Below are 26,153 nucleotides of genomic sequence, written 5' to 3'. Positions count from 1 at the left end.
TCACAGATGCATAACTCGTAACGCTAAACGGAAAGCCGACCACGCCCTATGCACCTTGCTGCATCGCTGTTACGGAGAAATGACGGTTACGGTCGATGATTCCGTTCGTGTCAGCCACTCCCGCAGCGAAGGGCACATCTGTTACGTCAGCTTGCGCTTTATCGAGTCCGGCGAGTTGTCATTCCGGCCACCAGACTGGCAACGGGCCGATAGCTCTCTTCCTGCGTCTCTATTTTTGATAATGCCACTTCCCTGGCGTTCAGCGCTTTCGGTATGGACGGAATGCCCGATTTTATGCAGGTCGGCGTGCTGAATGACGTGAGCGGCATGACAGGGCGTTCCAGTATATTGATTCCGGTACCAGTACGGCGTCGCGCCTGCAACAGGGGGTTGTCTGTTTTGTTAAGATCGCCATTGAGTGGGATGAGCTTCGCTGCAAAAGATGTGGCGCACCGGGCCAGAAAATGGAGACAGCATAATTATCATGCTTAACGGCGTACCACGAGAGATTACTTACCGTTCGATCCGCTTGTCCACGCCGCCATTATTTCCATCTTCTCCTGTCGCCGGCCGGAAAAAAGGCCGGGGCATGTAGTTAAATGCCCCGCACATTCTTTTTATTTTATTATTTCCTGAAGATTACCACCCCTGTAGATGCTAATAGAACTTATTCTCTGTAAGTCCTTATAAGGCATGTCTCCGCTTATAATGACAACGGGACATCCTGCATTACTCTTCATCTCTTCCGGGGTTGGCAGTCTCTCCCATACTGAGCGGCCAGTAATCAGGTTTAAATAGGCCCTCACGCGCATGTCGCTGTAAATTACGGAACATTGCCAGTTAACATCATTCGAAGCCTGACCTATTAAGTTTAGGTTTTTCTGCTGGATTTCTTTCCAGCTGTCAAATTCCTTCACATCATTTCGATATTGATAAACTGAAATTATCACTGAAATTGAAATTATCGCTAGCAGAAATCCATTTAGTTTCGCATTAACGTTATGCGATACATACGAGATCATTATTGCCAGCAGAAATGACATTTTGAGTCTGTCAAAGGTGTAGCTAGTCGCATGTTGGGCAAGAGCAATATTTTCAGCCAAAAGAAAAAGAGCCGCCAGTAATGAAAACTTTAATGCTTCATCATGATTATCCTTGTTCTTTATCTTTAAAAATAAATACAACGGTATGACTATTAAGAATGATGCGAAGGAATACCAGTAACCCGTAATCAACTCAAGGAAGTTCGCATTACCACCACTACGGGCTGAAAATCTGGCAATTGATGCCGAGATGAAATCGTGAAAGTTGACGCTCAGGTAAATTTGGGCAACATAGGTCGCGACAGCGGCAGTAAGAGATATCACTAAAGTAAGACTAAACTTCACATCTCTGGACTTCTTAGAAAAGAAGAAGTAGATTAAGGATAGACCGCCAAGCACATATCCAGTCCACTCTGTCATTGCCATTAAATATATTGCTAATCCGGCTACAACAAGCCAGATATACCCTTTTTGTTTGATTCTCTCACAAGATGAGAGTAAGAAAATAGCTATAAAAAGCTGGCTGAGAGATTGAGGCCAGTATATCAACCCTGTTGCAGCAAGAGACTCTCTCGACAGTATAAGTGGAGCGCAGGATAGCGCAGCAACTGCATAGTAAAAACTTCGGTTAACATTGAAGACTCTAATCAAAAATAGGTATGTCACAAATAATGTTAACAAAAGAACTAATGAGTTAAAGGCGAACAAACTCATGAGGGAGTAGTCAAGATTAAAAATCTTAATAAATAAGGCTGGAAGTATGAAGCCTATACCTGGAAAGCTGGTATATATGTAGCCCCCAACATTATCACGCACCGCCGCTCCCCATGGGATTTCATTATTGTTCTTGCCATATTGCGTGACTATAGGTAATAAGTGGTGTTCACTAATGCTTCTTTCATTCATTGATTTGGCTATCAGCAAAGAGTGAAATGATGCCTCAATGTTTTCAATGCCTTCGTTATTCTTTATGTCATTATATTTAATGGCTAAAGAAACAAAAAACATAGCCAATAGAATTATTATCCCAAAAAACAAATTTCTGCGTTTCATCTCAGCCATTTCTTTCAATTCCATTCGATCAATATTCAATAAAATGTCACTAAGAACAATCTTACCACCCGGAGCGGATTTATACCTCGAAAAAAGCCCGTGCGACAGGGCAGGGATAGATCGCGCCGGATATTGAGCGTCCTGCTGCCGCAGATCCACAGGCTACCTCGTCGTGATCTGCTCTTCCGGCAAAATTACTTTGTTTTAATCTGGCGCGACGGTTCCCGATACCTGCAAGCGGGCGTCATGCTGGTCGACTTTTCAGCCAGGGTGTGGCGCATTAACCTTTAGACGCTAGAGCGCCGAAGCCGAATAGCGGGGTGCTGATGTCCGTTATGGATAGCAGAACATGAAAGACGCAAAGGGTTCGCTGTATTTTGCCGGGCAGGGGATTACCCCGTCGTGGCAAATGCGAAGGGAAATGTTGTCGCCGTGCTACACGACGAGGCTTGAAGACACCCCTCTTGCCAGGGCTAATTGCATTCCCTTCCTTTATACCGCGCGATATATGAGCGGATGCTGCGTCTTTTACTGCATATTTAGACTAACCGCTGCGTGCTTTCCTAAGTTGCTCGTGGCGTGTACCATTGTGTTTCGGTATCAGAAGGTGAAAGCGGGTACATGTCGGTTTTAGTACGTCCTCATGTACACACTTTGCAGAGTGAAGCTTAGAAACGCATTTAACTTACTGATATAAATAAACTATTTATTATCATATGTGCTCTTTCGTGTGGGGCACCACTGTGAATAAGGATTTTACATGCCTGTTATTACGCTTCCTGATGGTAGCCAACGCCATTTCGACCACGCCGTCAGCCCGATGGATGTCGCTCTTGATATCGGCCCGGGCCTTGCCAAAGCCTGTATCGCGGGGCGCGTCAACGGTGAACTGGTAGACGCATCTGATTTAATTGAACAAGACGCGCAACTCGCCATTATCACCGCGAAAGATGAAGACGGACTGGAAATTATTCGCCACTCCTGCGCGCATCTGCTCGGTCATGCCATCAAGCAGCTTTGGCCGCATACCAAAATGGCGATCGGCCCGGTTATCGACAACGGCTTTTATTATGATGTCGATCTGGACCATACGTTGACCCAGGAAGATCTCGACGCACTCGAAAAGCGTATGCACGAGCTTGCAGAGAAGAATTACGACGTCATCAAGAAAAAAGTAAGCTGGCACGAAGCGCGGGAAACTTTTGCGCAGCGCGGCGAAAATTACAAAGTTTCAATTCTTGATGAAAACATTGCTCATGATGATAAGCCTGGCTTGTATCATCATGAAGAATACGTCGATATGTGCCGCGGGCCGCACGTACCGAATATGCGTTTTTGCCATCACTTTAAGCTGATGAAAATCGCAGGCGCGTACTGGCGCGGCGACAGCAATAATAAAATGCTGCAACGTATCTACGGTACCGCCTGGGCGGATAAAAAAGCGCTTAACGCTTATCTGCAACGCCTGGAAGAGGCAGCCAAGCGCGATCATCGCAAAATTGGCAAGCAGCTTGACCTCTACCACATGCAGGAAGAAGCCCCGGGAATGGTTTTCTGGCATAACGACGGCTGGACTATCTTCCGCGAGCTGGAAACCTTTGTGCGCTCCAAGCTGAAAGAGTACCAGTATCAGGAAGTGAAAGGTCCGTTCATGATGGACCGCGTCCTGTGGGAAAAAACCGGCCACTGGGACAACTATAAAGATGCCATGTTCACCACCTCTTCCGAGAACCGTGAATATTGCATTAAGCCGATGAACTGCCCGGGCCATGTTCAGATCTTCAATCAGGGTCTGAAATCTTACCGCGATCTGCCGCTGCGTATGGCGGAGTTCGGCAGCTGTCACCGTAATGAACCGTCAGGCGCGCTTCACGGCCTGATGCGCGTACGCGGTTTCACCCAGGATGACGCCCATATCTTCTGTACAGAAGAGCAGGTGCGCGACGAAGTGAATGCCTGTATTCGCATGGTGTACGACATGTACAGCACTTTCGGCTTCGATAAGATTGTGGTGAAACTGTCTACGCGTCCCGAGAAGCGTATCGGCAGCGATGAAATGTGGGATCGCGCGGAAGCAGACCTTGCTGTGGCGCTGGAAGAGAACAATATTCCTTTTGAATATCAGCTGGGCGAAGGCGCGTTCTACGGTCCGAAAATTGAGTTTACGCTCTATGACTGCCTCGATCGCGCCTGGCAGTGTGGCACAGTTCAGCTAGACTTTTCGCTGCCTTCGCGTCTTAGCGCATCGTATGTGGGCGAAAACAACGAACGTCAGGTGCCGGTGATGATTCACCGCGCTATTCTGGGTTCGATCGAGCGTTTCATCGGCATTCTGACCGAAGAGTTCGCCGGGTTCTTCCCGACATGGCTCGCGCCGGTTCAGGTTGTGGTGATGAATATTACTGATTCACAGTCCGAATACGTTAACGAATTGACTCGTAAACTGCAAAATGCGGGCATTCGTGTAAAAGCGGACTTGAGAAACGAGAAGATTGGCTTTAAAATCCGCGAGCATACTTTACGTCGTGTCCCGTACATGTTGGTCTGTGGCGATAAAGAGGTCGAAGCAGGCAAAGTTGCCGTTCGTACCCGCCGTGGTAAAGACCTCGGTAGCCTGGATGTAAACGACGTAATTGAAAAGCTGCAGCAAGAGATTCGCAGCCGCAGTCTTCAACAACTGGAGGAATAAGGTATTAAAGGCGGAAAACGAGTTCAAACGGCACGTCCGAATCGTATCAATGGCGAGATTCGCGCCCAGGAAGTTCGCTTAACAGGTCTGGAAGGCGAACAGCTGGGAATTGTGAGTCTGAGAGAAGCTATCGAAAAGGCTGAAGAAGCTGGAGTAGATTTAGTTGAAATCAGCCCTAACGCCGAGCCGCCAGTTTGTCGTATCATGGACTACGGCAAGTTCCTTTATGAAAAGAGTAAGTCTTCTAAGGAACAGAAGAAAAAGCAGAAAGTTATCCAGGTTAAGGAAATCAAATTCCGTCCTGGTACTGACGAAGGCGACTATCAGGTAAAACTCCGCAGCCTGATTCGCTTTCTCGAAGAAGGCGATAAGGCCAAAATCACCCTGCGTTTTCGCGGGCGTGAAATGGCCCACCAGCAAATCGGTATGGAAGTGCTTAATCGCGTGAAAGACGATTTGCAAGAACTGGCAGTAGTCGAATCCTTCCCAACGAAGATCGAAGGCCGCCAGATGATTATGGTGCTCGCTCCTAAGAAGAAACAGTAAGGCCATCAAGTAACATTACCTGTGGGGCCAACAGGCTTCACGGGTTTTGTTCGCCTGGGTTTCGTTTATCAACAATGCGAAGTGGAAGTTAATAAAATGCCAAAGATTAAGACCGTACGCGGTGCTGCTAAGCGCTTCAAAAAAACCGGTAAAGGTGGTTTTAAGCACAAGCACGCTAACCTGCGTCATATTCTGACCAAAAAAGCAACCAAGCGTAAACGTCACCTGCGCCCGAAAGCCATGGTTTCTAAAGGCGATCTGGGTCTGGTAATCGCGTGCCTGCCGTACGCATAAGCCGTTAACCTTTAACTTTTTTATCGCCTGAAGCTTAACGTCGATGTTTTGCAACTAACGCAGCAAGACGTGGAGTAAAGGCAACATCAGAATATAGATACAGGAGAGAGCCATGGCTCGCGTAAAACGTGGTGTGATTGCACGTGCACGTCATAAGAAAATTTTGAAACAAGCTAAAGGTTACTACGGTGCGCGTTCTCGCGTATACCGCGTTGCCTTCCAGGCTGTTATCAAAGCTGGTCAGTATGCTTATCGTGACCGTCGTCAGAAAAAGCGTCAGTTCCGTCAACTGTGGATTGCACGTATCAACGCAGCAGCACGTCAGAACGGTATTTCTTACAGCAAATTCATCAACGGCCTGAAAAAAGCCTCTGTTGAAATCGACCGTAAGATCCTGGCTGACATCGCCGTATTCGACAAAGTGGCATTCACTGCCCTGGTTGAAAAAGCGAAAGCAGCTCTGGCGTAAGCCAGTTTGAAAGAGGGAGCTTGTCTCCCTCTTTTAATTTAACCGCTTCAATACGTTGACAATTGTTCCCTGAGCCCTTTCAATAGACGAAAACGCTCAGAACATAAGGTAACTGCAAGCATGAATGCTGCTCTTTTCCGCTTCTTTTTTTACTTTAGCACCTGATGTCAGGAGGCTAGCGCGTGAAAGAAGAAACGGAAAACAGCGCCAAAAGCCTCCCTCGTGGAGGCTTTTTTATTGCCTGATGGTTTGAAGAACGCCACTGATTAAGGCACAACGCCACTATTAATGAGGAACACCATGCCACATCTCGCAGAGCTGGTTGCCAGTGCAAAGGCAGCCATTAACGATGCCCAGGATGTTGCCGCGTTAGATAACGTACGCGTCGAATATTTAGGGAAAAAAGGGCACCTGACCCTTCAGATGACCACCCTGCGTGAACTGCCGCCGGAAGAGCGCCCGGCGGCGGGTGCGGTGATCAACGAAGCAAAAGAACAGGTTCAACAGGCATTGAATGCGCGTAAAGAAGCGCTGGAAAGCGCGGCGCTGAATGCCCGCCTGGCGGCAGAGACGATTGATGTCTCACTGCCCGGTCGTCGAGTGGAAAATGGCGGCCTGCACCCGGTAACGCGCACTATCGACCGTATCGAAAGCTTCTTCGGCGAGCTGGGCTTCACCGTGGCGACCGGCCCGGAAATTGAAGACGATTATCATAACTTCGACGCGCTGAATATTCCGGGGCACCACCCGGCGCGTGCGGATCATGACACCTTCTGGTTCGACGCCACGCATCTGTTGCGTACCCAGACTTCGGGCGTGCAAATCCGCACCATGAAAAACCAGCAGCCGCCGATCCGCATCATCGCGCCTGGCCGCGTCTACCGTAACGACTACGATCAGACCCATACCCCAATGTTCCACCAGATGGAAGGGTTGATTGTTGATAAAAACATCAACTTCACCAACCTTAAAGGGACACTGCACGATTTCCTGCGCAACTTCTTTGAAGAAGATCTGCAAATTCGCTTCCGTCCTTCTTACTTCCCGTTCACTGAACCCTCTGCGGAAGTGGACGTAATGGGTAAAAACGGCAAGTGGCTGGAAGTGCTGGGTTGCGGCATGGTGCATCCGAACGTGCTGCGTAATGTCGGTATTGATCCGGAAATCTATTCTGGTTTCGCGTTTGGCATGGGCATGGAGCGCCTGACCATGCTGCGTTACGGCGTCACCGATTTACGCGCTTTCTTCGAAAACGATCTGCGTTTCCTCAAACAGTTTAAATAAGGGCAGGTAAGAACAATGAAATTCAGTGAACTGTGGTTACGCGAATGGGTTAATCCATCCCTGGACAGCGATGCGCTGGCGAATCAGATCACCATGGCAGGCCTGGAAGTGGACGGCGTTGAAGCTGTTGCCGGCGCTTTCCACGGCGTGGTAGTGGGTGAAGTGGTGGAATGCGGCCAGCATCCAAACGCAGATAAACTGCGCGTAACGAAAGTTAACGTCGGCGGCGAACGCCTGCTCGATATCGTCTGCGGCGCGCCAAACTGCCGTCAGGGTCTGAAAGTCGCTGTGGCGACCATCGGCGCTGTGCTGCCGGGCGATTTTAAAATCAAGGCGGCTAAGCTTCGCGGTGAACCGTCAGAAGGCATGCTCTGTTCTTATTCAGAGTTAGGCATTTCTGAGGATCACAGCGGGATTATCGAACTGCCAGCCGATGCCCCCATCGGCACAGACATCCGCGACTACCTGAAGCTTGACGACAACACCATTGAGATTAGCGTAACGCCAAACCGCGCCGACTGCCTTGGCATTATCGGTGTGGCGCGCGATGTAGCGGTGCTGAACCAGTTGCCGCTGAACGAGCCGGAAATTGCGCCTGTTGCCGCAACGGTAAACGACACGCTGCCCATTCGCGTTGATGCGCCTGAGGCGTGCCCGCGTTATTTAGGCCGCGTGGTGAAAGGCATTGATGTTTCTGCGCCGACGCCGCTGTGGATGCGCGAAAAACTACGCCGCTGCGGCATCCGTTCTATCGATGCGGTTGTCGATGTCACCAACTATGTGTTGCTTGAGCTGGGTCAGCCGATGCACGCCTTCGACCTGAGCCGTATTGAAGGCGGCATCGTGGTGCGTATGGCGCAAGAGGGCGAAACGCTGGTACTGCTGGACGGCAATGAAGCGAAGCTGAGCGCTGACACGCTGGTTATCGCCGATCACAATAAAGCGCTGGCGATGGGCGGTATCTTTGGCGGCGAACATTCCGGCGTCAACACCGAAACCCGCGACGTGCTGCTTGAGTGCGCTTTTTTCAGCCCGCTTTCCATCACCGGTCGCGCCCGTCGTCACGGCCTGCATACCGATGCTTCTCACCGTTACGAGCGCGGCGTGGATCCGGCGCTGCAATATAAAGCGATGGAGCGCGCTACCCGCCTGCTTATCGACATTTGCGGCGGTGAAGCAGGCCCGGTCATTGATGTCACCAGTGAAGCGCATCTGCCCAAGCGCGCCACCATTACGCTGCGTCGCAGTAAGCTTGACCGTTTGATCGGCCATGTTATTGCCAGCGAGCAGGTAACGGACATTCTTAAGCGTCTGGGTTGCGAAGTCACTGAAGGTCAGGACGAATGGCAGGCTGTGGCGCCAGGCTGGCGTTTCGATATGGAAATTGAAGAAGACCTGGTAGAAGAGGTCGCCCGCGTCTATGGTTATGACAATATCCCTAACGAGCCGGTGCAGGCGGGCCTGGAAATGGGCAGCCACCGCGAAGCGGATCTTTCGCTTAAGCGCGTAAAAACATTGCTGGTGGATAAAGGTTATCAGGAAGTGATCACTTATAGCTTTGTCGATCCGAAAGTGCAGCAACTGCTGCATCCGGGCGAGGAAGCGCTGATCCTGCCAAACCCGATCGCCAGCGATATGTCTGCAATGCGTCTGTCGCTGTGGACTGGCTTACTCAGCACCGTAGTTTATAACCAGAACCGCCAGCAGAACCGCGTGCGTATTTTCGAAAGCGGCCTGCGCTTTGTGCCTGATACGCAGGCGGACCTCGGGATCCGTCAGGATCTTATGCTGTCGGGCGTGCTTTGCGGCAACCGGTATGAAGAGCACTGGGACCAGGCGAAAAACGGCGTCGATTTCTATGATCTGAAGGGCGATCTGGAATCCGTTCTGGAACTTACGGGTAAATTATCTGAAATTGAATTTAAGGCGGAAGCGAATCCGGCCTTGCATCCTGGCCAAAGTGCTGCCATTTATTTAAAGGGCGAACGCATTGGTTTCATTGGCGTTGTGCATCCGGAGCTTGAGCGCAAACTCGACCTCAACGGCCGCACGCTGGTGTTTGAGCTGCTCTGGAACAAAGTAGCGGACCGCATTGTACCGCAGGCCACCGAGGTTTCTCGCTTCCCGGCGAACCGCCGCGACATCGCTGTGGTAGTGGCTGAAAACGTACCGGCAGCAGATATTTTGGCCGAATGTAAGAAAGTTGGCGCAAATCAGATAGTTGGCGTAAACTTATTTGACGTGTACCGTGGTAAGGGTGTTGCGGAGGGTTACAAGAGCCTTGCCATCAGCCTGATCCTTCAGGATACCAGCCGTACACTCGAAGAAGAGGAGATTGCCGCTACTGTTGCGAGATGTGTAGAGGCACTAAAAGAGCGATTCCAGGCATCATTGAGGGATTGAACCTATGGCGCTTACTAAAGCGGAAATGTCAGAATATCTGTTTGATAAGCTTGGGCTTAGCAAGCGGGACGCCAAAGAACTGGTGGAGCTGTTTTTCGAAGAGATCCGTCGCGCTCTGGAAAATGGCGAACAGGTGAAACTCTCCGGTTTTGGTAATTTTGACCTGCGCGATAAGAACCAACGTCCCGGACGCAACCCGAAAACCGGTGAAGACATCCCCATTACGGCGCGCCGTGTGGTGACCTTCAGGCCGGGACAGAAGTTGAAAAGTCGGGTTGAAAACGCTTCGCCGAAGACAGAGTAATCTGACCTAATCAAAAAGGCCGCATTGTGCGGCCTTTTTTCTTTTGCGCGCCGAAACCGGCCCTTAGAATCAAAGGACTATAACCATAACGTCAGATTCACCCATGCTCTCTTTTATCGAACAACAACGTGTGCATGAACGCCGCTGGCTGTGGGGCCTTCTGGTCTTCATGCTGCTGACGATGTTGCTAAGCCTCTGCGCAGGCGACCAGTGGCTGGCGCCGTCAGCCTGGTTTAGCGAAAGCGGTAAGCTATTCATATGGCAAATACGTCTGCCGCGTACGCTGGCGGTGCTGGTCGTTGGCGCGGCACTGGCGCTTTCTGGCGCCATTATGCAAGCGTTGTTTGAAAACCCGCTGGCGGAACCCGGTCTGCTTGGCGTCTCTAACGGCGCGGGCGTAGGGCTTATCGCCGCCGTGCTGCTGGGCCACGGCGCATTGCCTGGCTGGCTGTTGGGGCTGTGCGCCATCGGCGGGGCGTTAGCGATCACGCTTATCCTGCTGCGTTTCGCCAGGCGTCAGCTTTCCAACAGCCGCCTGCTGCTGGCAGGCGTGGCGCTCGGCATTATTTGCAGCGCGCTCATGACCTGGGCCGTTTACTTCTCCACCAGTCTTGACCTGCGCCAACTGATGTACTGGATGATGGGCGGTTTCGGCGGCGTAGACTGGCGGCACGGCTGGCTCATTGCGGCGCTTTTGCCGGCAATGGTCTGGGTTTGCCGTCAGGCGCTGCCGCTCAATATGCTGGCGCTGGGAGAAACGTCCGCCCGCCAGCTCGGTCTGCCCGTCTGGCTCTGGCGTAATGTGCTGGTGATAGCGACGGGCTGGCTGGTTGGCGTCAGCGTAGCGCTTTCTGGCGCGATTGGTTTTATCGGTCTGGTTATTCCTCATATTCTGCGGCTATGCAAACTCACGGACCACCGCGTCCTGCTGCCCGCCTGCGCGCTGGCGGGCGCGGCGGTGTTGCTGGCGGCGGACATCATTGCCCGGCTGGCGCTGGCTTCGGCGGAGCTACCGATAGGCGTTGTCACCGCAACGCTGGGCGCGCCAGTATTTATCTGGCTATTATTAAAGGCTGGACGATAAAGCCTTCATTCAATCCATTAAGGGGATGCTATGCAACAAGATGTGCTGAACACCGAAGTGACGACCATTGACGGTGAAACTACGTCGCTTGAACGCTGGAAAGGCAAGGTGCTGCTGATTGTTAACGTGGCCTCGAAATGCGGTTTGACCCCGCAATACGAGCAGCTGGAGAACATTCACAAAGCCTGGGAAGAGGCGGGCTTCAGCGTGCTGGCTTTTCCCTGCAACCAGTTTCTCGGCCAGGAGCCGGGCAGCGAAGAAGAGATCAAAACCTTTTGTAGCACTACTTACGGCGTAACGTTCCCGCTGTTCAGCAAAATTGACGTCAACGGGGAGAACCGTCATCCGCTTTACCAAAAGCTGATTGCCGCCTGCCCAACCGCAGTTGCGCCGGAATCAAGCGGATTTTATGAGCGTCTGGCAAGCAAAGGGCGCGCGCCGCTCTATCCGGACGACATCCTGTGGAACTTTGAAAAATTCCTGATTGGCCGCGACGGACAAGTAGTTCAACGCTTCTCGCCGGATATGACCCCGGAAGATCCCATCGTGATGGAAGCTATCAAGGTGGCGCTGGCGAAATAAAATGGCGCTGATGGAATTGCGCGATGTGGCGGTGCCGGGCCGTCTTGGCCCGCTTACCGCTACCGTGAAACCGGGAGAGCTGTTGCATCTTGTCGGGCCGAACGGCGCAGGGAAAAGCACGCTGCTCGCGCGCATGGCGGGGCTTACCACTGGCGCGGGCAGCATTATGTTTGCGGGCGCGCCGCTGGATGAATGGCGCAGCGAACAGCTTGCCCGCCATCGCGCTTTTCTTACGCAACAGCAGATGCCGCCTTTTACGATGCCGGTCTGGCATTATCTTTCTCTGCACCAGCATGCCAGCCCGAATGCAAGCCGGATAACAGAGATAGCCGGGGCGCTCTGGCTTGATGATAAGCTCGCCCGGCCGGTGAACCAGCTTTCCGGGGGAGAGTGGCAGCGGGTAAGGCTTGCAGCTGTCGCGCTGCAAATTGATCCGCATTCCAGTCCAGCGGGGCAACTCCTGTTGCTGGATGAGCCGATGAACAGTCTGGACGTTGCGCAACAGGCGGCGCTCGATAAGCTGCTCTATCAACTCTGCGAGGCGGGTATCGCCATCGTTATGAGCAGCCACGATCTAAACCACACGCTGCGCCATGCGCACCGCGTCTGGCTGCTGCGCGAAGGCAAATTAATAGCCGAAGGCAAGCGCGATGAGGTGCTTACGCCTGCGCATCTCGCTACCGCTTATGGCCTGCCGTTTCGCCGCCTTCAGGTGGAAGGTCACAGCATGCTCATTTGTCCCCTTTAGCAAAGCACGGCGCTTGCCTCGCCGAACCGGGGCAGGCTACATTAGCCAAAACAAAAAACGGGTAGAGGATTTGCCTGAAAATGCGGCTCTGGTTACTCCTTGCTGCAACCCTGCTGCTGGCAGGATGCAGCCATCATCGCGCGCCGCCGCCCAATGCGCGGCTGTCTGATTCCATCACCGTTATCGCTGGCCTGAATGACCAGCTTAGCCACTGGCGCGGCACGCCTTATCGCTATGGCGGAATGAGCCGCGGCGGAGTGGATTGTTCGGGCTTCGTTATGCTGACGTTACGCGACAAGTTCGGGTTGCAGCTGCCGCGCGAAACGCGCGAGCAGGCTGAAATCGGTACGGAAATCGATAAAGACGATCTGCTGCCAGGCGATCTGGTGTTTTTCAAAACCGGCAGCGGCCAGAACGGCCTCCATGTCGGCATTTATGATACCGATAACCAGTTTATTCACGCCTCAACCAGCCGTGGCGTGATCCGCTCCTCGCTTGATAACGTCTACTGGCGCAAAAAATTCTGGCAGGCGCGCCGTATCTGACTTTCCCCGCCGCCTTGCGCGGCGGCGTTCCTCTTCACACTTTCCGCTTTTGCTTGCGCCATATTGTAACAATGGCGACTCGCTCTCTCCTTGCCCGGCAACCTGACGCTACGCTTAACCTTCGCTTACGCAGATCGCGAGCAATTCAGACCTTTTCAGGCGCAGGAGCAGCAATGAGCAAAACAATCAAAATTGCGGTTATTGGCGGCGGCAGTAGCTATACCCCGGAACTGGTAGAGGGGCTAATTGCGCGCCGGGCGTCAGTGGCGCTACGGGAACTGGCGCTGGTGGATGTGGAGGCAGGACGGGATAAAGTCGAGACCATCGCGGCGCTCACCCGCAGGATGCTGGCGAAAAACGGCATGGAGGCGGTGAAAGTGACGGTGCATTTCCAGCCCGACGAGGCTATCCGCGATGCCAGTTTCGTATTGACGCAACTGAGGGTTGGCCAGTTAGCGGCCCGCGCCGCCGATGAACGGCTGGGGCTGAAATATCATCTTATCGGCCAGGAAACCACTGGCATCGGCGGCTTCGCCAAGGCGCTGCGCACCATTCCCGTTATGCTTGATATCGCCCGTAAGGTGGAAAGGCTGGCGCCCGAAGCCTGGATAATTAACTTCACCAACCCGGCAGCTATCGTCACCGAAGCGGTGCAGCGCCATACCAACGCCAGAATCATCGGGTTATGCAATGTGCCGATCGCCATGCACCATATGCTCGCCCACATGCTGGAAGAGCCCTTCGAGGCGCTGCGTTTGCGGTTTGCCGGCCTGAACCATATGGTCTGGGTACACGAAGTGAACGTGCGGGGTGAGAACCGCACCCAGGAGGTTATCGAAAAACTTTGCAGCGGCGCGGCGATGACCATGAACAATATTAAGGAGGCGCCATGGCCTGCCGGACTGTTGCGGGCGCTGGGCGCCATTCCGTGTCCTTATCACCGTTATTTTTATCTTCCCCGTCATATGCTGGAAGAGGAGCAGGCGGCGGCGCAAAAGGAAGGCACCCGCGCAGAGCAGGTGATGAAAGTAGAAGCGTCGCTTTTCGGGCAGTACCGCGATCCGCATCTTGCCCATAAGCCCGCGGAGCTTAGCCTTCGCGGCGGCGCGTTTTACTCGCAGGTCGCGCTGGAATTAATAGAAGCGATTCATAACGATACAGGCGCGCAGCTGGTGGTGAATACCGCTAATAAGGGGGCTATTCAGGGACTGCCGGATGACGCTGTGGTGGAAACCAACTGCGTGGTCGATGCCGCAGGGGCGAAACCGCTGGCGTTTGGCGCGTTGCCGCCCGCCATGCACGCACTGACCACCCAGGTAAAAACGTACGAGCGCCTGACCATCGACGCGGCGGTAAACGGCGATAAGCAGGCAGCGTTGCTGGCATTGATTGTTAATCCGCTGGTGGGCGACGCCGGGCTTGCCGGGGATATACTTGAAGAGCTTTTAACACTCAATCGCGATTACCTGCCCGCATTTCGCTGATTGCCGAATATATGAAATAGCGGGGCAGGCGTAGTTGCCCCGTTAGAGAAGTTAAACAATCCTTCACAGCTTAACGTTCAGGTTAAAAAATAGTTATGGTCATTGTTTAGCGTAAATAAATTAAGATTTTTTGTAATTGATACCTTACAAATCATTTATAGCGACAGGTAATTTTTTCAGCCAATTTGTCTATTGACGATTAACTATAGTAAGCTAAAAGCAGCTAAGGATAATTCTGAATCTCTAAGGATAGAGCGTGGTAATTATTGCAATAAAATCAGTCTGGTTGCACCGTTGTGATATGCAAAAAATCTCGTTGTTTATTACCGGACCAGACGGAGCGTGAATAATGATTGTTTCGCTCGACGTCCAATACCGCTCGCAGTATTTATTTCTCCCTACCTGGCGGGGGGATGGCTCACTGTTGGGCGTCGAACTCCTCGCTGACTTTATTAGCGAAAATGCCCCGGTGCGTATTCCGGCAGGATTAGTTCTTTCTCAACTTACAGCGGAACAACAGCTCATCCTTTTTTATGAGGCTATTAGTCTGGTTGAGCATAATCGGTCATTTTTTATCGATAATAATGTTCTGGCCTGGGTTAGCGTTAATGAAATTACCGCCAGGGCGCTTTTGACCAGCATTGCATTGCAAAAAAGAGTCAGTGAATTGTCATTTCTGGAGTTCAGCATTACTGAGGATTTTCCAGGGCTGAATGAAGGTAAGTCGCATTCGGTACTTCACCCTTTGCACAAAATCCATCCATTAATGCTGGCTAACTATGGTTCAGGCGGCACAACCAGCCGGGCAGTTTATGAAGGGCTTTATCAGCGGGTGAAGCTCGATAAAAACTTTATTAACCGTAAACTCTCGCCTGCGACGTTCGAGCCTTTTATTTCCGCCATCATTAAACAGATCTCCCCCTGTTGCGAAACGCTTATCCTCCCGGGCGTGGACAACGAAATAGCCCGCCGTCACGCGGTAGCGCTGGGCGTCGGCGCCGTTCAGGGAAGCCTCTGGCCGCCCGTTCTTGCCGCCTCGCTGGCGAAACTCATTGAATAACCCTGCATAAGCGCCGTGTTTAGACGGCGCATGAGGCACTACACTTAGTGCAGGAGGCCTCATGAGCGAAAATCCCCAATTTGTATCCACCTGGCGCGACGAGCTGCCGGGTTTCTTTACCGAGCTTTCCCCCACGCCGCTGAAAAACAGCCGCCTGCTGTGGCATAACGCGCCACTGGCGCAAGAGCTGGGGCTTGATGAAACGTTATTTACACCAGAGCATGCGGCTGGCGTCTGGGGCGGCGAAGCGCTGTTGCCGGGCATGGCGCCGTTGGCCCAGGTTTACAGCGGCCATCAGTTTGGCGTCTGGGCCGGGCAGTTGGGCGACGGGCGCGGTATTCTGCTTGGCGAACAACAGCTGCCAGACGGGCGTAAAGTCGACTGGCACCTGAAAGGCGCCGGGCTGACGCCTTATTCCCGCATGGGCGACGGACGTGCGGTGGTGCGCTCGACGGTGCGCGAGTTCCTTGCCTCTGAAGCGATGCACTATCTGGGTATTCCCACCACCCGGGCGCTTTCGATAGTCACCAGCGACACGCCAGTGCGGCGCGAAACCACCGAACGCGGCGCCATGCTGATGCGTATTGCGCAAAGCCATGTGCGTTTTGGTCATTTCGAGCACTTTTACTACCGTCGCGAGCCGGAAAAAGTGCAGCAGCTCGCCGACTACGTTATCGACCATCATTTTGCCCACCTGGCGCAGGAGAAAGAGCGTTACGCCCTGTGGTTTAACGAGGTGGTGGATCGAACCGCTTCGCTGATGGCGCACTGGCAAAGCGTAGGTTTCGCCCACGGCGTAATGAATACCGACAACATGTCTATTCTCGGGCTGACTATCGACTACGGCCCTTATGGTTTCCTGGACGATTACCAGCCGCACTTTATCTGCAACCATTCCGATTATCAGGGGCGGTATGCGTTTGATAATCAGCCTGCGGTGGGGTTATGGAACCTGCAACGGCTGGCGCAGACGCTGTCGCCTTTTATCGATGTCGATGTGCTCAACAATGGGCTTGATCGCTACCAGATGTCGCTTATGCGCGCTTACGGCAAACAGATGCGCGCGAAGCTCGGCTTTCATACCGAACAGATGGCCGATAACGATCTGCTGACGACGCTGTTTTCGCTTATGGCGCGCGAGGGGAGCGACTATACCCGTACTTTCCGCATGCTGAGCCAGACGGAACAGCATTCCGCCGCCTCGCCGCTGCGCGATGAATTTATCGACCGGGGAGCCTTCGACAGCTGGTTTAGCCGCTACCGTGAACGGTTGCAGCAGGAAGAGATCACCGACGACGCGCGCCAGCAGGCGATGAAAGCGGCGAACCCGGCGGTGGTGCTGCGCAACTGGCTGGCGCAGCGGGCCATTGAAGGGGCGGAAAAAGATGATCCCAGCGAACTGGCGCGCCTGTGCGAAGCGTTACAAACGCCGTTTGCCGATCGCGATGACGATTTCACCCACCGTCCGCCGGACTGGGGCAAAAGGCTGGAAGTGAGCTGTTCAAGCTAACATAAAGGCGCCGGAAGGCGCCTTTTTAACGTGGGATCAGGCCCGGCTTTGCATTGCCTCTGCAAGCATGGCGAGCAGCGCTTCGCTCTCTTCCCAGCCGAGGCACGGGTCGGTAATCGATTGACCATACACCAGCGGCTGCCCGGCGGCGACAGGCTGGGCGCCTTCTTTAATGAAGCTTTCCACCATTACCCCTGCGATGCCCTGCGAACCGGCGCGCAGCTGGCGGCAAATCTCTTCGCACACCTCCAGCTGACGGCGGTGCTGTTTCTGGCAGTTGCCATGGCTGAAATCAACCACCAGCCGCTCCGGCAGATTAAATTCGCGCAGCGTCGCGCAGGCGGCGGCGATATCCGTCTCATGGTAGTTCGGCTGTTTACCGCCGCGCATGATGATATGACCGTATGGATTGCCGCTGGTCTGATAAATCGTCATGCGGCCATGTTTGTCAGGCGACAGAAACATATGGCTGGCGCGGGAAGCACGAATGGCGTCGACGGCGATACGGGTGTTGCCGTCAGTCCCGTTTTTAAAGCCCACGGGGCAGGAGAGGGCCGAGGCCATTTCCCGGTGGATCTGGCTCTCTGTGGTGCGCGCGCCGATAGCGCCCCAGCTAATCAGGTCGGCAATATACTGGCCGGTCACCATATCCAGAAACTCCGTGGCGGTGGGAACGCCAAGCGCGTTAATCTGCACCAGCAGACGGCGGGCGAGCTCAATGCCATGGTTTACCCGGTAACTGCCATTAAGGTCCGGGTCTGAGATAAGGCCTTTCCAGCCCACCACGGTACGCGGTTTCTCAAAGTACGTCCGCATCACGATTTCAAGCTGCGCCTGATACTTCTCGCGCAGTGGCTTTAGCCGCCCGGCATACTCTACGGCAGCGGAAAGATCGTGGATTGAGCAAGGCCCAATCACCACCAGCAGGCGGTTATCTTCGCCATTAAGGATTTTTTCGATACGGCGGCGCGCGCCGGTGACATGTTCCGCCATTTCGGGCGTGACGGGATAGCGTTGCGCCAGCTCCTGCGGCGTGACAAGCGTGTCGATGCGCGCCGTGCGCAGTTCATCGGTTTTATTCATTGGGTGTCTCGAAAGTGGTTGCTTTCCGGCCACAGCGCCGGAAAGTGATGGCCATCACGATAAACGAATCACGTCTGATTTCAAGAAACGAGAAAGATTATCAGCCAGATGAACGAGACCTTACCATAAATTATCGCACCGTTGAACTAGCTTGCTAGTACATGCGTCGACTCAGCTTCATAATATCGAGGATTTTGGTCGCCAGTTCTTCTACCGAAAAGTTCGTGCTGTTGAGGTAGGGGATCTGGTGCTTGCGGTAAAGCGCTTCCACTTCAGAAATCTCCATCCGGCACTGGCGCATTGAGGCGTAACGGCTGTTTTCGCGACGCTCTTCCCGGATAGCCGCCAGCCGCTCCGGGCTGATGGTCAGGCCAAAAAGCTTGTGCTGGAGCGGGCGCAGCGCTGCAGGCAGCGTCAGGTTATCCATGTCGTCGGCAATAAACGGGTAGTTTGCCGCACGAATGCCGAACTGCATTGCAAGATAAAGGCTGGTGGGCGTTTTGCCGCAGCGGGAAACACCAAGCAGGATCACCTGCGCCTGGTCGAGGTTGCGCAACGAAATGCCGTCATCATGGGCGAGCGTGTAATCGATCGCGGCGATACGGGCGTCGTAGCGCATCAGGTTGCCCGCCGTTAACCCGTGGGTACGGTGCGCCACCGGGGTTGGGTCCAGCTTTAGCTCCTGCTGTAGCGGGGCGACCAGCGCCTGGACAATATCCTGGCAAAACCCTTCGCTTTGCAAAATGATGGCGCGCACTTCCGGCAGGACAATAGAAAAAAACACCAGCGGGCGCAGGCCGGTTTGCTGAAAAATGGCGTCGATCTGCTCTTTCACCGCCCGGGCGCGGCTCTCGTTTTCCACAAAAGGCAGGGTAATGCTGTTGATAGAAACCGGAAATTGCGACATCACCGCATGGCCCAGCACTTCCGCGGTTATGGCGGTGCCATCGGAAATATAAAAAACATGACGATCAACCACATTGTCCATTGCCTGCATCCTGAATGAGTTAAGAACCGGCCTAAGCATAATTTAAATCCGCAGGCCAAAGCATAGCGATTATCTCATTTTTATAAAATGAAACGGGGTTTTTATAATTAATGAAAACCACCATTCAATTTTTCGAAGCGGCAGATAATCCTTTATTTTAATAATGATTTCTTCTTAATCAATAGCTTAGAATTAGTACGAAAAGTGGTCTGAAATTAATGGTAAGTGGTCTGAAAATTAAAAAATTTAATATGCTTGAACGATTCACCGTTTTTCGCTGCGGAATAAATATGCCAGACTAAATTTGTTGTCAGGTGTTTCGTATCCCCGTTCATATATCACAAAAGGATTGTTCGATGACCAACAATGGCTCGTCACCGCTGGTGCTTTGGTACAACCAACTCGGCATGAATGATGTAGACAGAGTTGGGGGCAAAAATGCCTCCCTGGGTGAAATGATTACTAACCTCTCCGGCATGGGCGTCTCCGTACCGAATGGATTTGCCACCACTGCCGAGGCGTTTAACCTGTTCCTCGACCAGAGCGGCGTCAACCAGCGCATTTATGAACTGCTGGATAAAACCGACATTGACGATGTGTCAGAGCTTGCGAAAGCGGGCGCGCAGATCCGTCAGTGGATCATCGACACACCTTTCCAGCCCGAGCTGGAAGAGGCTATCCGCGACGCTTACGAGCAGCTTTCCGCCGACGACGCCGAAGCGTCGTTTGCCGTACGCTCCTCCGCCACGGCAGAAGATATGCCGGACGCCTCTTTCGCCGGCCAGCAGGAAACCTTCCTCAACGTGCAGGGCATCGACGCGGTCATGGTGGCGGTGAAGCATGTCTTCGCCTCGCTGTTTAACGACCGCGCTATCTCGTATCGCGTGCATCAGGGTTACGATCATCGCGGCGTCGCGCTTTCGGCTGGCGTTCAGCGCATGGTGCGTTCCGATCTCGCCGCTTCCGGCGTAATGTTCTCCATCGATACCGAATCGGGCTTTGATCAGGTGGTATTTATTACCGCTGCGTACGGCCTTGGCGAAATGGTGGTGCAGGGCGCCGTCAACCCGGATGAGTTTTACGTGCATAAACCGGGGCTGGAAGCGGGACGCCCGGCGATTGTGCGCCGCACGCTGGGGTCGAAAAAAATCCGTATGGTTTATGGCGAAACCCAGGAGCACGGCAAGCAGGTGCGCATTGAGGATGTGCCGCAAACTGACCGCGATCGCTACTGCATTACCCCTGACGAGGTGCAGGAGCTGGCGAAGCAGGCGGTGCAGATTGAAAAACATTATGGCCGCCCGATGGACATCGAATGGGCTAAAGATGGCCATACCGGCAAGCTGTTTATCGTCCAGGCGCGCCCGGAAACCGTGCGTTCCCGCGGGCAGGTCATGGAGCGCTATCAGCTGCATTCGCAGGGGAAAATCGTGGCGGAGGGCCGCGCAATCGGCCACCGGATCGGGGCGGGCGCAGTGAAAGTCATCCATGACATCAGCGAGATGAACCGCATTGAGCCAGGCGATGTGCTGGTCACCGACATGACCGACCCGGACTGGGAGCCGATCATGAAAAAAGCGGCGGCGATTGTGACTAACCGCGGCGGGCGCACCTGCCATGCGGCGATTATCGCCCGCGAGTTGGGCATTCCGGCGGTTGTAGGCTGCGGCGACGCCACCGAACGGCTGAAAGATGGCGAAAACGTCACCGTTTCCTGCGCCGAGGGCGATACTGGCTACGTGTACGCCGAGCTACTCGATTTCAGCGTCAAAAGCTCAAGCGTCGACACCATGCCAGACCTGCCGCTGAAAATAATGATGAACGTCGGCAACCCGGACCGCGCGTTTGACTTTGCCTGCCTGCCTAACGAAGGGGTAGGGCTGGCGCGCCTTGAGTTCATCATCAACCGTATGATCGGCGTGCATCCTCGCGCGCTCCTGGAGTTTGACCAGCAGGAAGCGGGCCTGCAAAACGAAATTCGCGAAATGATGAAAGGTTACGACTCACCGCGCGAATTTTATGTCGGCCGCCTGACGGAAGGGATCGCGACGCTTGGCGCGGCGTTCTGGCCAAAACGGGTTATCGTGCGCCTGTCCGACTTCAAATCGAATGAATACGCCAACCTGGTGGGCGGCGAGCGTTACGAGCCGGACGAAGAGAACCCGATGCTCGGCTTTCGCGGCGCAGGCCGCTATGTCTCAGACAGCTTCCGCGACTGCTTCGCGCTGGAGTGTGAAGCGGTTAAACGCGTGCGTAACGAGATGGGGCTGACTAACGTGGAGATCATGATCCCGTTTGTGCGCACCGTAGAGCAGGCGAAAGCCGTGGTGGACGAGCTGGCGCGTCAGGGGCTTAAGCGCGGCGAGGACGGGCTGAAAGTCATTATGATGTGTGAAATTCCGTCTAACGCCCTGCTGGCGGAGCAATTCCTTGAGCACTTCGACGGCTTCTCCATCGGCTCTAACGATATGACTCAGTTGACGCTCGGTCTTGACCGCGACTCCGGCGTCGTATCTGAACTCTTTGACGAACGCAACGAGGCGGTAAAAGCGCTGCTTTCCATGGCTATCCGCGCGGCGAAAAAAGAGGGCAAATATGTCGGTATCTGCGGCCAGGGGCCGTCAGATCACGAAGATTTCGCCGCCTGGCTTATGGAAGAGGGGATCGACAGCCTTTCCCTGAACCCCGATACCGTGGTGCAAACCTGGCTTAGCCTTGCCGAACTGAACAAGTAACGTAAGTGTTGAGAAAAGCCCGCGCAATGCGGGCTTTTTTTATTTATCGCGTTTATATATTTGCGCCAGCTCACAGTCAGGAGAAAAAGCAAAAAAACGTAATCTGTCTGGTAATTACAGCAATTGTTGCGCGGCCTGGGCTTATTAATACTTAGCCTCACATCGCACGGTCTGTTGGTGTGCGGGTTGAATAATTTTAACCTGATAAAAGGCAAATAATAATGACGCTCTCCTCTGTGCTGACTACCAAAGATAAAATAGGCTACGGGCTTGGCGATATGGCCAGCGCGCTGGTCTGGCAAACCGCAACCTTATTTCTCGCTTATTTCTATACCGATATATTCGGCCTTCCCGCCGCTATTATGGGCACCATGTTTTTACTGGTGCGGGTCATCGACGCCTTTATTGACCCCTGCATCGGCGCGCTGGTGGATCGCACGCAAACGCGCCACGGCCGCTTTCGCCCGTGGCTGCTCTGGTTCGCGATCCCCTTTGGCGTTAGCTGCCTGCTGACATTCTATGTGCCGCCCCTTAGCCCGACGCTGAAAATCGTTTACGCCTGCGCTACCTACAGCCTGCTGAGCCTTGTCTATTCGGCAATCAACGTGCCTTACTGCGCCATGCCCGGCGCGCTGACGCTTAACCCGCGCGAACGCCACTCGCTACAATCCTGGCGCTTTGGGCTGTCGTTTATCGGCGGCCTGATTGTCACAGTGATCGCCTTGCCGCTGGTGGAGTGGCTTGGCGACGGCAACCCGCAAAAGGGCTATTTCTTCGCCATGGGGTTAATGGGGTTATTAGGCGTCGTGCTTTTTTACTGCTGTTTCTTCATGACCCGCGAGCGCTATGCGCCAGGCAATGATAATTCCGCTTCACTGCTTAAAGATTTAAAGCTGCTGACGGCCAACAGCCAGTGGCGGATTATTTTTGTCTTTAACGTTTTATTATTAACCGCAGTGGTGACGCGTGGCTCCGCCACCATGTATTACGTCAAATACGTCATGCTGCGCCCCGATTTAGTCTTTGCGTTTATTGTTTCCGGCATGGTGGCGAATTTATCCGGCGCCTTATTATCAGAGCGTCTGCTGGGGAAATTCGACCGCGTGCGCGCCTATCAGTGGACCATAATTAGCTTTGTGGCGCTGGCGGCGGCGATCTTTTTTATCCCGCCTTCCGCTGTCTGGCTCATATTCACCATAAATATTGTTTTCAGCTTTATCCAGAACCTGACGACCCCCCTGCAATGGACCATGTTCTCTGATGTTGTGGACTACGAGGAGCACCGCAGCGGGCGGCGTCTCGACGGGCTGGTTTTCTCCACCGCGCTGTTCGCCATCAAATTTGGCCTGGCGCTGGGCGGCGCTGTTGTCGGGTGGGTGCTGGGCATGGTTGATTACCTGCCCAACCAGACCGCGCAGAGCGCTACCGTGCTGACCACCATCAATGCGCTGTTTACGCTGATCCCTTGCGCGCTTTTCCTTTGCATGGCGCTGCTGCTCTGTTTTTACAAACTCAGCAGCCGCCGCGTAGCCGATATCGCCGGGGCGCTGGCCCGCAAGCGCAAAACCCGCGAAGAAACCTCGTCACTCAACCCCGCTGTACAGGAGTAACTGATGACCGAGATTTATAAAGATCCGCAGCGCCCGGTAAACGAGCGCGTGGCAGACCTGCTGGCGCGTATGACGCCGGAGGAGAAATTTGCCCAGATGCACGCTTACTGGCTCATCCTTTCCCCCGAGGGAAACCATCGCGAGCGCAGCGACCTGAGCGACGACTTCGCCGGCGTGAGCGAACAGGCGGATCTCGCCACCCGGCTTCAGCGCGGCGTAGGGCAAATAACCCGGCCGCTCGGCACACATATCGTAGAGGCGAAAGAGGGAGTGCGCGCCGCTAACCGGCTGCAAAAAACGCTGGTGGAAGAGACGCGCCTCGGCATTCCGGCGATGTTTCACGAAGAGTGTTTAGTCGGGCTGCTCTGTAAAGACGCCACGCTTTTCCCTTCTTCGCTTAACTATGGCTCGACATGGGATCCGGAGCTTGTGGAGCGCGCCGCGGCGGCAATCGGCGCAGAGGCGCGCGCCACGGGTTGCCACCAGGGGCTGGCGCCGGTGCTGGATGTCTCGCGCGATGTACGCTGGGGGCGTACCGAAGAGACCTTTGGCGAAGATCCGTGGCTGGTGGGCGTCATGGCCACGCGTTACGTACAGGGGCTCCAGGGCAAATCTCGCGACCTGCTCGCTACGCTGAAACATTATGTCGGTCATTCGTTTAGCGAAGGGGCGCGCAACCATGCGCCGGTACACCTGGGCTTTTGCGAACTTAACGATACTTTTCTGCTGCCCTTTGAGATGGCGGTGAAACTGGCGAACGCCGGTTCGGTGATGCCTGCCTATCACGATATCGACAACCAGCCAGGACACAGCGACCATTTCCTGCTCACCGGGGTGCTGCGTAACCAGTGGGGCTTCGATGGCCTTATTGTGGCCGACTACGGCGGCGTCAGCCTTTTACACCAGCATCACGGCGTTTCGCACGACGGCGCGGAGTCCATCGCGCTTGCCTGCAACGCCGGGCTGGATATTGAGCTGCCGAAAGACGACTGCGCGCGCCATCTGGGGGAAGCAGTAGAGCGCGGGCTTATCAGCATGGAAAAAATAGATGAAATAGTCGGGCGCGTGCTGGCGCACAAATTCCGTCTCGGCCTTTTCGAGCGTCCTTATGCCGATGAAAACGCCGTGGTGCTGCAAAGCGACGAGGCGCGAAGCGTAGCCCGCGAAGTGGCGACTCGTTCGCTGACGCTGCTGGAAAACCGCGGCGCGTTGCCGCTGGCCCCCGGCCAGAGGGTAGCGGTTATTGGGCCAACGGCTGACGATCCGCTGGCGCTGCTGAGCGGCTATAGCTTCCCGGTGCATCTAATCATCAGCGACATGCTTGAGCAGACCACGCAAGTGACCACGCCGCTACAGGCGCTGCGTGAGCAACTGGGCGAAGCGAACGTGCGTTACGCCAAAGGCTGTCACATTATTGAGAAGCGCATGGCGGGGGCGCCTGTTTTCCCGGGTGACAGCGGCAACAAGCCGATGCAAAGCTCGCCGGTTTCACGCGACCTGAGCTTAATCGCCCAGGCGGCGGAGCAGGCGCGGCAAAGCGATGTGGTGCTGGCGTTTGTCGGCGATCTCGCCGGGCTTTTTCAGAGCGGTACGGTGGGCGAAGGGTCCGATACCGACAGCCTGGCGCTGCCCGGCGTGCAGCAACAGCTGCTGGAGGCGCTGGTGGAAACAGGGAAACCGGTCGTGGTGGTGATGACCGGCGGGCGGCCTTACCACCTGGGCGGGCTGGAGTCGCGCGTTGCTGCGCTGCTGATGGCTTGGGCGCCGGGGCAGGAGGGCGGTCACGCCATCGCGGATGTGCTTAGCGGAAAAGCGGAGCCGCAGGGGCGGCTGGTGGTTTCCGCGCCGAAAAGCGCCGGAGCGATGCCTTATTACTACAACCACAAGCTGAAAAGCGGAGGGACGCCGTACGCCTTTCATTTTGGCGCGCGCTACCCGTTCGGCTACGGCCTGAGCTGGACGCAATTCGATTACAGCCCGTTGACGCTGGCGGAGTCTGAGGTTGCCGTTGACGACGGCATCATCAACGTTTCCGTCACCGTTACCAACAGCGGCGAGCGTAAGGGAAGCGAAGTGGCGCAGCTTTACGTGCGCGATAAAGTCGCCTCAATGGTGCGGCCGGTGCAGGAGCTAAAAGCCTTTCAGCGCGTGACGCTGGAAGCAGGCGCCTGCGCGCGCCTTACCTTCTCGTTGCCGGTTGATATGCTTAACTTCACCCGCCGCGACGGCGAGCGTATTGTCGAGCCGGGCGAATTTGAGATTCATGTCGGCGCATCCAGCGCGGATATCCGTGCAACAGCGACCGTAACGGTGACAGGCGAGACGCGTATTCTGGGCCAGCAGTGGAAAATGCTCAGTCATTGCGAAGTGAGCCAGTAGCAAAAAAAGGACAAAAAAAAGCCCATCGTGGGAGATGGGCAAAGACTACACACAGCAATTCGTTTCACTCAGGGGATTTCCATGTTTATAAATCAAGGGGTTGATTTATAACCGTGACTTTATAGTAGGCATCTGCCGTTTTGACGTCGATCAGATTCGTCTCAATAGTTAAATAATGGTGAATGATCTGTGTTGTTAAACCCGCTGTAAAGAAGAAACCTAAGGGTCTGACCAGTAAGTCGTGGTTTACGATTGATAAG

At 54.3% G+C, this 26,153-nt stretch carries 21 protein-coding genes, 1 other RNA gene, 1 pseudogene and 1 other annotated feature; of the genes and pseudogenes, 19 read left to right on the top strand and 4 right to left on the bottom strand.

Translation table 11 applies throughout. The annotated features are described in order from the left end of the window. Positions 1-617: 617 nt before the first annotated feature. Entirely contained in the window at positions 618-2,120 is a 1,503-nt protein-coding gene (locus tag DW56_RS18380) for a hypothetical protein (protein WP_152976863.1), read from the bottom strand. 346 nt (positions 2,121-2,466) lie between these two features. Between DW56_RS18380 and DW56_RS23245 the strand changes: the two are divergent. From DW56_RS23245 to selO, 16 genes and pseudogenes are all read left to right on the top strand, one after another. Next, a pseudogene (locus tag DW56_RS23245) lies at positions 2,467-2,568 on the top strand (DUF4113 domain-containing protein); the annotation flags it as partial. Between the two features lie 288 nt (positions 2,569-2,856). After that, entirely contained in the window at positions 2,857-4,785 is a 1,929-nt protein-coding gene (gene thrS, locus DW56_RS18375) for a threonine--tRNA ligase (RefSeq protein ID WP_024553454.1), read from the top strand. Positions 4,786-4,788: 3 nt separating this feature from the next. After that, positions 4,789-5,331: a translation initiation factor IF-3 gene (gene infC / locus DW56_RS18370; RefSeq protein ID WP_012905609.1), complete on the top strand. Its 543-nt coding sequence runs from the start codon at positions 4,789-4,791 to the stop codon at positions 5,329-5,331. Between the two features lie 96 nt (positions 5,332-5,427). Beyond that, complete coding sequence (rpmI, locus tag DW56_RS18365; protein WP_001124225.1) at positions 5,428-5,625, top strand: 50S ribosomal protein L35; 198 nt, start codon at positions 5,428-5,430, stop codon at positions 5,623-5,625. Between the two features lie 112 nt (positions 5,626-5,737). Continuing rightward, positions 5,738-6,094 carry a 50S ribosomal protein L20 gene (rplT, locus tag DW56_RS18360; protein ID WP_013366084.1) on the top strand — a complete coding sequence of 119 codons (357 nt, stop codon included), beginning with the start codon at positions 5,738-5,740 and terminating at the stop codon, positions 6,092-6,094. A gap of 115 nt (positions 6,095-6,209) precedes the next feature. After that, positions 6,210-6,333: a sequence feature (Phe leader region), on the top strand. Continuing rightward, positions 6,215-6,259: a pheST operon leader peptide PheM gene (gene pheM, locus DW56_RS22520; RefSeq protein WP_152525475.1), complete on the top strand. Its 45-nt coding sequence runs from the start codon at positions 6,215-6,217 to the stop codon at positions 6,257-6,259. (Overlaps the previous feature by 45 nt.) A 61-nt stretch (positions 6,334-6,394) precedes the next feature. Beyond that, on the top strand, positions 6,395-7,378 hold the full coding sequence (gene pheS, locus DW56_RS18355; protein WP_024553453.1) for a phenylalanine--tRNA ligase subunit alpha: 984 nt from the start codon (positions 6,395-6,397) through the stop codon (positions 7,376-7,378). A 15-nt stretch (positions 7,379-7,393) separates the two neighbouring features. Next, positions 7,394-9,781, top strand: a complete 2,388-nt coding sequence (gene pheT, locus DW56_RS18350; protein WP_024553452.1) for a phenylalanine--tRNA ligase subunit beta — start codon at positions 7,394-7,396, stop codon at positions 9,779-9,781. 4 nt (positions 9,782-9,785) lie between these two features. Further along, positions 9,786-10,085: an integration host factor subunit alpha gene (gene ihfA / locus DW56_RS18345; protein ID WP_024553451.1), complete on the top strand. Its 300-nt coding sequence runs from the start codon at positions 9,786-9,788 to the stop codon at positions 10,083-10,085. A gap of 103 nt (positions 10,086-10,188) precedes the next feature. Next, positions 10,189-11,169: a vitamin B12 ABC transporter permease BtuC gene (gene btuC, locus DW56_RS18340; protein ID WP_024553450.1), complete on the top strand. Its 981-nt coding sequence runs from the start codon at positions 10,189-10,191 to the stop codon at positions 11,167-11,169. A gap of 30 nt (positions 11,170-11,199) precedes the next feature. Further along, the gene (locus DW56_RS18335; RefSeq protein WP_024553449.1) at positions 11,200-11,751 is read left to right on the top strand and encodes a glutathione peroxidase; all 552 of its coding nucleotides are present in this window, start codon (positions 11,200-11,202) and stop codon (positions 11,749-11,751) included. A gap of 10 nt (positions 11,752-11,761) precedes the next feature. Then, entirely contained in the window at positions 11,762-12,499 is a 738-nt protein-coding gene (gene btuD, locus DW56_RS18330) for a vitamin B12 ABC transporter ATP-binding protein BtuD (protein ID WP_029697517.1), read from the top strand. A gap of 80 nt (positions 12,500-12,579) precedes the next feature. Further along, positions 12,580-13,044: a C40 family peptidase gene (locus DW56_RS18325; protein WP_024553447.1), complete on the top strand. Its 465-nt coding sequence runs from the start codon at positions 12,580-12,582 to the stop codon at positions 13,042-13,044. A 173-nt stretch (positions 13,045-13,217) separates the two neighbouring features. Continuing rightward, the gene (locus tag DW56_RS18320; RefSeq protein ID WP_024553446.1) at positions 13,218-14,528 is read left to right on the top strand and encodes a 6-phospho-beta-glucosidase; all 1,311 of its coding nucleotides are present in this window, start codon (positions 13,218-13,220) and stop codon (positions 14,526-14,528) included. 349 nt (positions 14,529-14,877) lie between these two features. Continuing rightward, positions 14,878-15,588, top strand: a complete 711-nt coding sequence (locus tag DW56_RS18315; protein WP_024553445.1) for an EAL domain-containing protein — start codon at positions 14,878-14,880, stop codon at positions 15,586-15,588. Positions 15,589-15,649: 61 nt separating this feature from the next. Then, positions 15,650-17,098 carry a protein adenylyltransferase SelO gene (selO, locus tag DW56_RS18310; protein WP_024553444.1) on the top strand — a complete coding sequence of 483 codons (1,449 nt, stop codon included), beginning with the start codon at positions 15,650-15,652 and terminating at the stop codon, positions 17,096-17,098. A gap of 36 nt (positions 17,099-17,134) precedes the next feature. Here the strand turns inward: selO and DW56_RS18305 are convergent, their stop codons facing one another. Continuing rightward, entirely contained in the window at positions 17,135-18,181 is a 1,047-nt protein-coding gene (locus DW56_RS18305; protein ID WP_024553443.1) for a 3-deoxy-7-phosphoheptulonate synthase, read from the bottom strand. Between the two features lie 154 nt (positions 18,182-18,335). Beyond that, positions 18,336-19,169 carry a posphoenolpyruvate synthetase regulatory kinase/phosphorylase PpsR gene (gene ppsR, locus DW56_RS18300; RefSeq protein WP_024553442.1) on the bottom strand — a complete coding sequence of 278 codons (834 nt, stop codon included), beginning with the start codon at positions 19,167-19,169 and terminating at the stop codon, positions 18,336-18,338. A 356-nt stretch (positions 19,170-19,525) separates the two neighbouring features. Here ppsR and ppsA point away from each other — a divergent pair, with 356 nt between their 5' ends. The 3 genes from ppsA to DW56_RS18285 all read left to right on the top strand — a co-directional run bounded on the left by ppsA (position 19,526) and on the right by DW56_RS18285 (position 25,893). Further along, positions 19,526-21,904, top strand: a complete 2,379-nt coding sequence (gene ppsA / locus DW56_RS18295) for a phosphoenolpyruvate synthase (RefSeq protein WP_024553441.1) — start codon at positions 19,526-19,528, stop codon at positions 21,902-21,904. A 221-nt stretch (positions 21,905-22,125) separates the two neighbouring features. Beyond that, positions 22,126-23,514, top strand: coding sequence for an MFS transporter (locus tag DW56_RS18290; RefSeq protein WP_024553440.1), 1,389 nt, complete (start codon positions 22,126-22,128; stop codon positions 23,512-23,514). Between the two features lie 3 nt (positions 23,515-23,517). Continuing rightward, positions 23,518-25,893, top strand: coding sequence for a glycoside hydrolase family 3 N-terminal domain-containing protein (locus DW56_RS18285; RefSeq protein ID WP_024553439.1), 2,376 nt, complete (start codon positions 23,518-23,520; stop codon positions 25,891-25,893). A gap of 10 nt (positions 25,894-25,903) precedes the next feature. On the opposite strand, the gene rprA is transcribed toward DW56_RS18285, so the two are convergent. Further along, positions 25,904-26,008: antisense sRNA RprA (gene rprA, locus DW56_RS21890), an RNA gene on the bottom strand. Positions 26,009-26,153: the final 145 nt, after the last annotated feature.

The sequence above is a fragment of the Franconibacter helveticus LMG 23732 genome, assembly GCF_000463115.2.
Taxonomy (GTDB): domain Bacteria; phylum Pseudomonadota; class Gammaproteobacteria; order Enterobacterales; family Enterobacteriaceae; genus Franconibacter; species Franconibacter helveticus.
The sequence above is the reverse complement of the archived record's forward strand: the minus strand, read 5'-3'. Positions and strand labels throughout refer to the sequence as shown.

What these genes read in the sequence shown, in the direction of transcription:
- DW56_RS18335 (WP_024553449.1), top strand. Translation starts at nt 11,200, where the DNA reads ATGCAACAAGATGTGCTGAACACCGAAGTGACGACCATTGACGGTGAA.
- DW56_RS18320 (WP_024553446.1), top strand. Translation starts at nt 13,218, where the DNA reads ATGAGCAAAACAATCAAAATTGCGGTTATTGGCGGCGGCAGTAGCTAT.
- ppsA (WP_024553441.1), top strand. Translation starts at nt 19,526, where the DNA reads ATGACCAACAATGGCTCGTCACCGCTGGTGCTTTGGTACAACCAACTC.
- rplT (WP_013366084.1), top strand. Translation starts at nt 5,738, where the DNA reads ATGGCTCGCGTAAAACGTGGTGTGATTGCACGTGCACGTCATAAGAAA.
- selO (WP_024553444.1), top strand. Translation starts at nt 15,650, where the DNA reads ATGAGCGAAAATCCCCAATTTGTATCCACCTGGCGCGACGAGCTGCCG.
- btuC (WP_024553450.1), top strand. Translation starts at nt 10,189, where the DNA reads ATGCTCTCTTTTATCGAACAACAACGTGTGCATGAACGCCGCTGGCTG.
- DW56_RS18315 (WP_024553445.1), top strand. Translation starts at nt 14,878, where the DNA reads ATGATTGTTTCGCTCGACGTCCAATACCGCTCGCAGTATTTATTTCTC.
- ihfA (WP_024553451.1), top strand. Translation starts at nt 9,786, where the DNA reads ATGGCGCTTACTAAAGCGGAAATGTCAGAATATCTGTTTGATAAGCTT.
- rpmI (WP_001124225.1), top strand. Translation starts at nt 5,428, where the DNA reads ATGCCAAAGATTAAGACCGTACGCGGTGCTGCTAAGCGCTTCAAAAAA.
- DW56_RS18305 (WP_024553443.1), bottom strand. Translation starts at nt 18,181, where the DNA reads ATGAATAAAACCGATGAACTGCGCACGGCGCGCATCGACACGCTTGTC.
- btuD (WP_029697517.1), top strand. Translation starts at nt 11,762, where the DNA reads ATGGAATTGCGCGATGTGGCGGTGCCGGGCCGTCTTGGCCCGCTTACC.
- DW56_RS18290 (WP_024553440.1), top strand. Translation starts at nt 22,126, where the DNA reads ATGACGCTCTCCTCTGTGCTGACTACCAAAGATAAAATAGGCTACGGG.
- ppsR (WP_024553442.1), bottom strand. Translation starts at nt 19,169, where the DNA reads ATGGACAATGTGGTTGATCGTCATGTTTTTTATATTTCCGATGGCACC.
- DW56_RS18380 (WP_152976863.1), bottom strand. Translation starts at nt 2,120, where the DNA reads ATGGAATTGAAAGAAATGGCTGAGATGAAACGCAGAAATTTGTTTTTT.
- thrS (WP_024553454.1), top strand. Translation starts at nt 2,857, where the DNA reads ATGCCTGTTATTACGCTTCCTGATGGTAGCCAACGCCATTTCGACCAC.
- DW56_RS18325 (WP_024553447.1), top strand. Translation starts at nt 12,580, where the DNA reads ATGCGGCTCTGGTTACTCCTTGCTGCAACCCTGCTGCTGGCAGGATGC.
- DW56_RS18285 (WP_024553439.1), top strand. Translation starts at nt 23,518, where the DNA reads ATGACCGAGATTTATAAAGATCCGCAGCGCCCGGTAAACGAGCGCGTG.
- pheT (WP_024553452.1), top strand. Translation starts at nt 7,394, where the DNA reads ATGAAATTCAGTGAACTGTGGTTACGCGAATGGGTTAATCCATCCCTG.
- pheS (WP_024553453.1), top strand. Translation starts at nt 6,395, where the DNA reads ATGCCACATCTCGCAGAGCTGGTTGCCAGTGCAAAGGCAGCCATTAAC.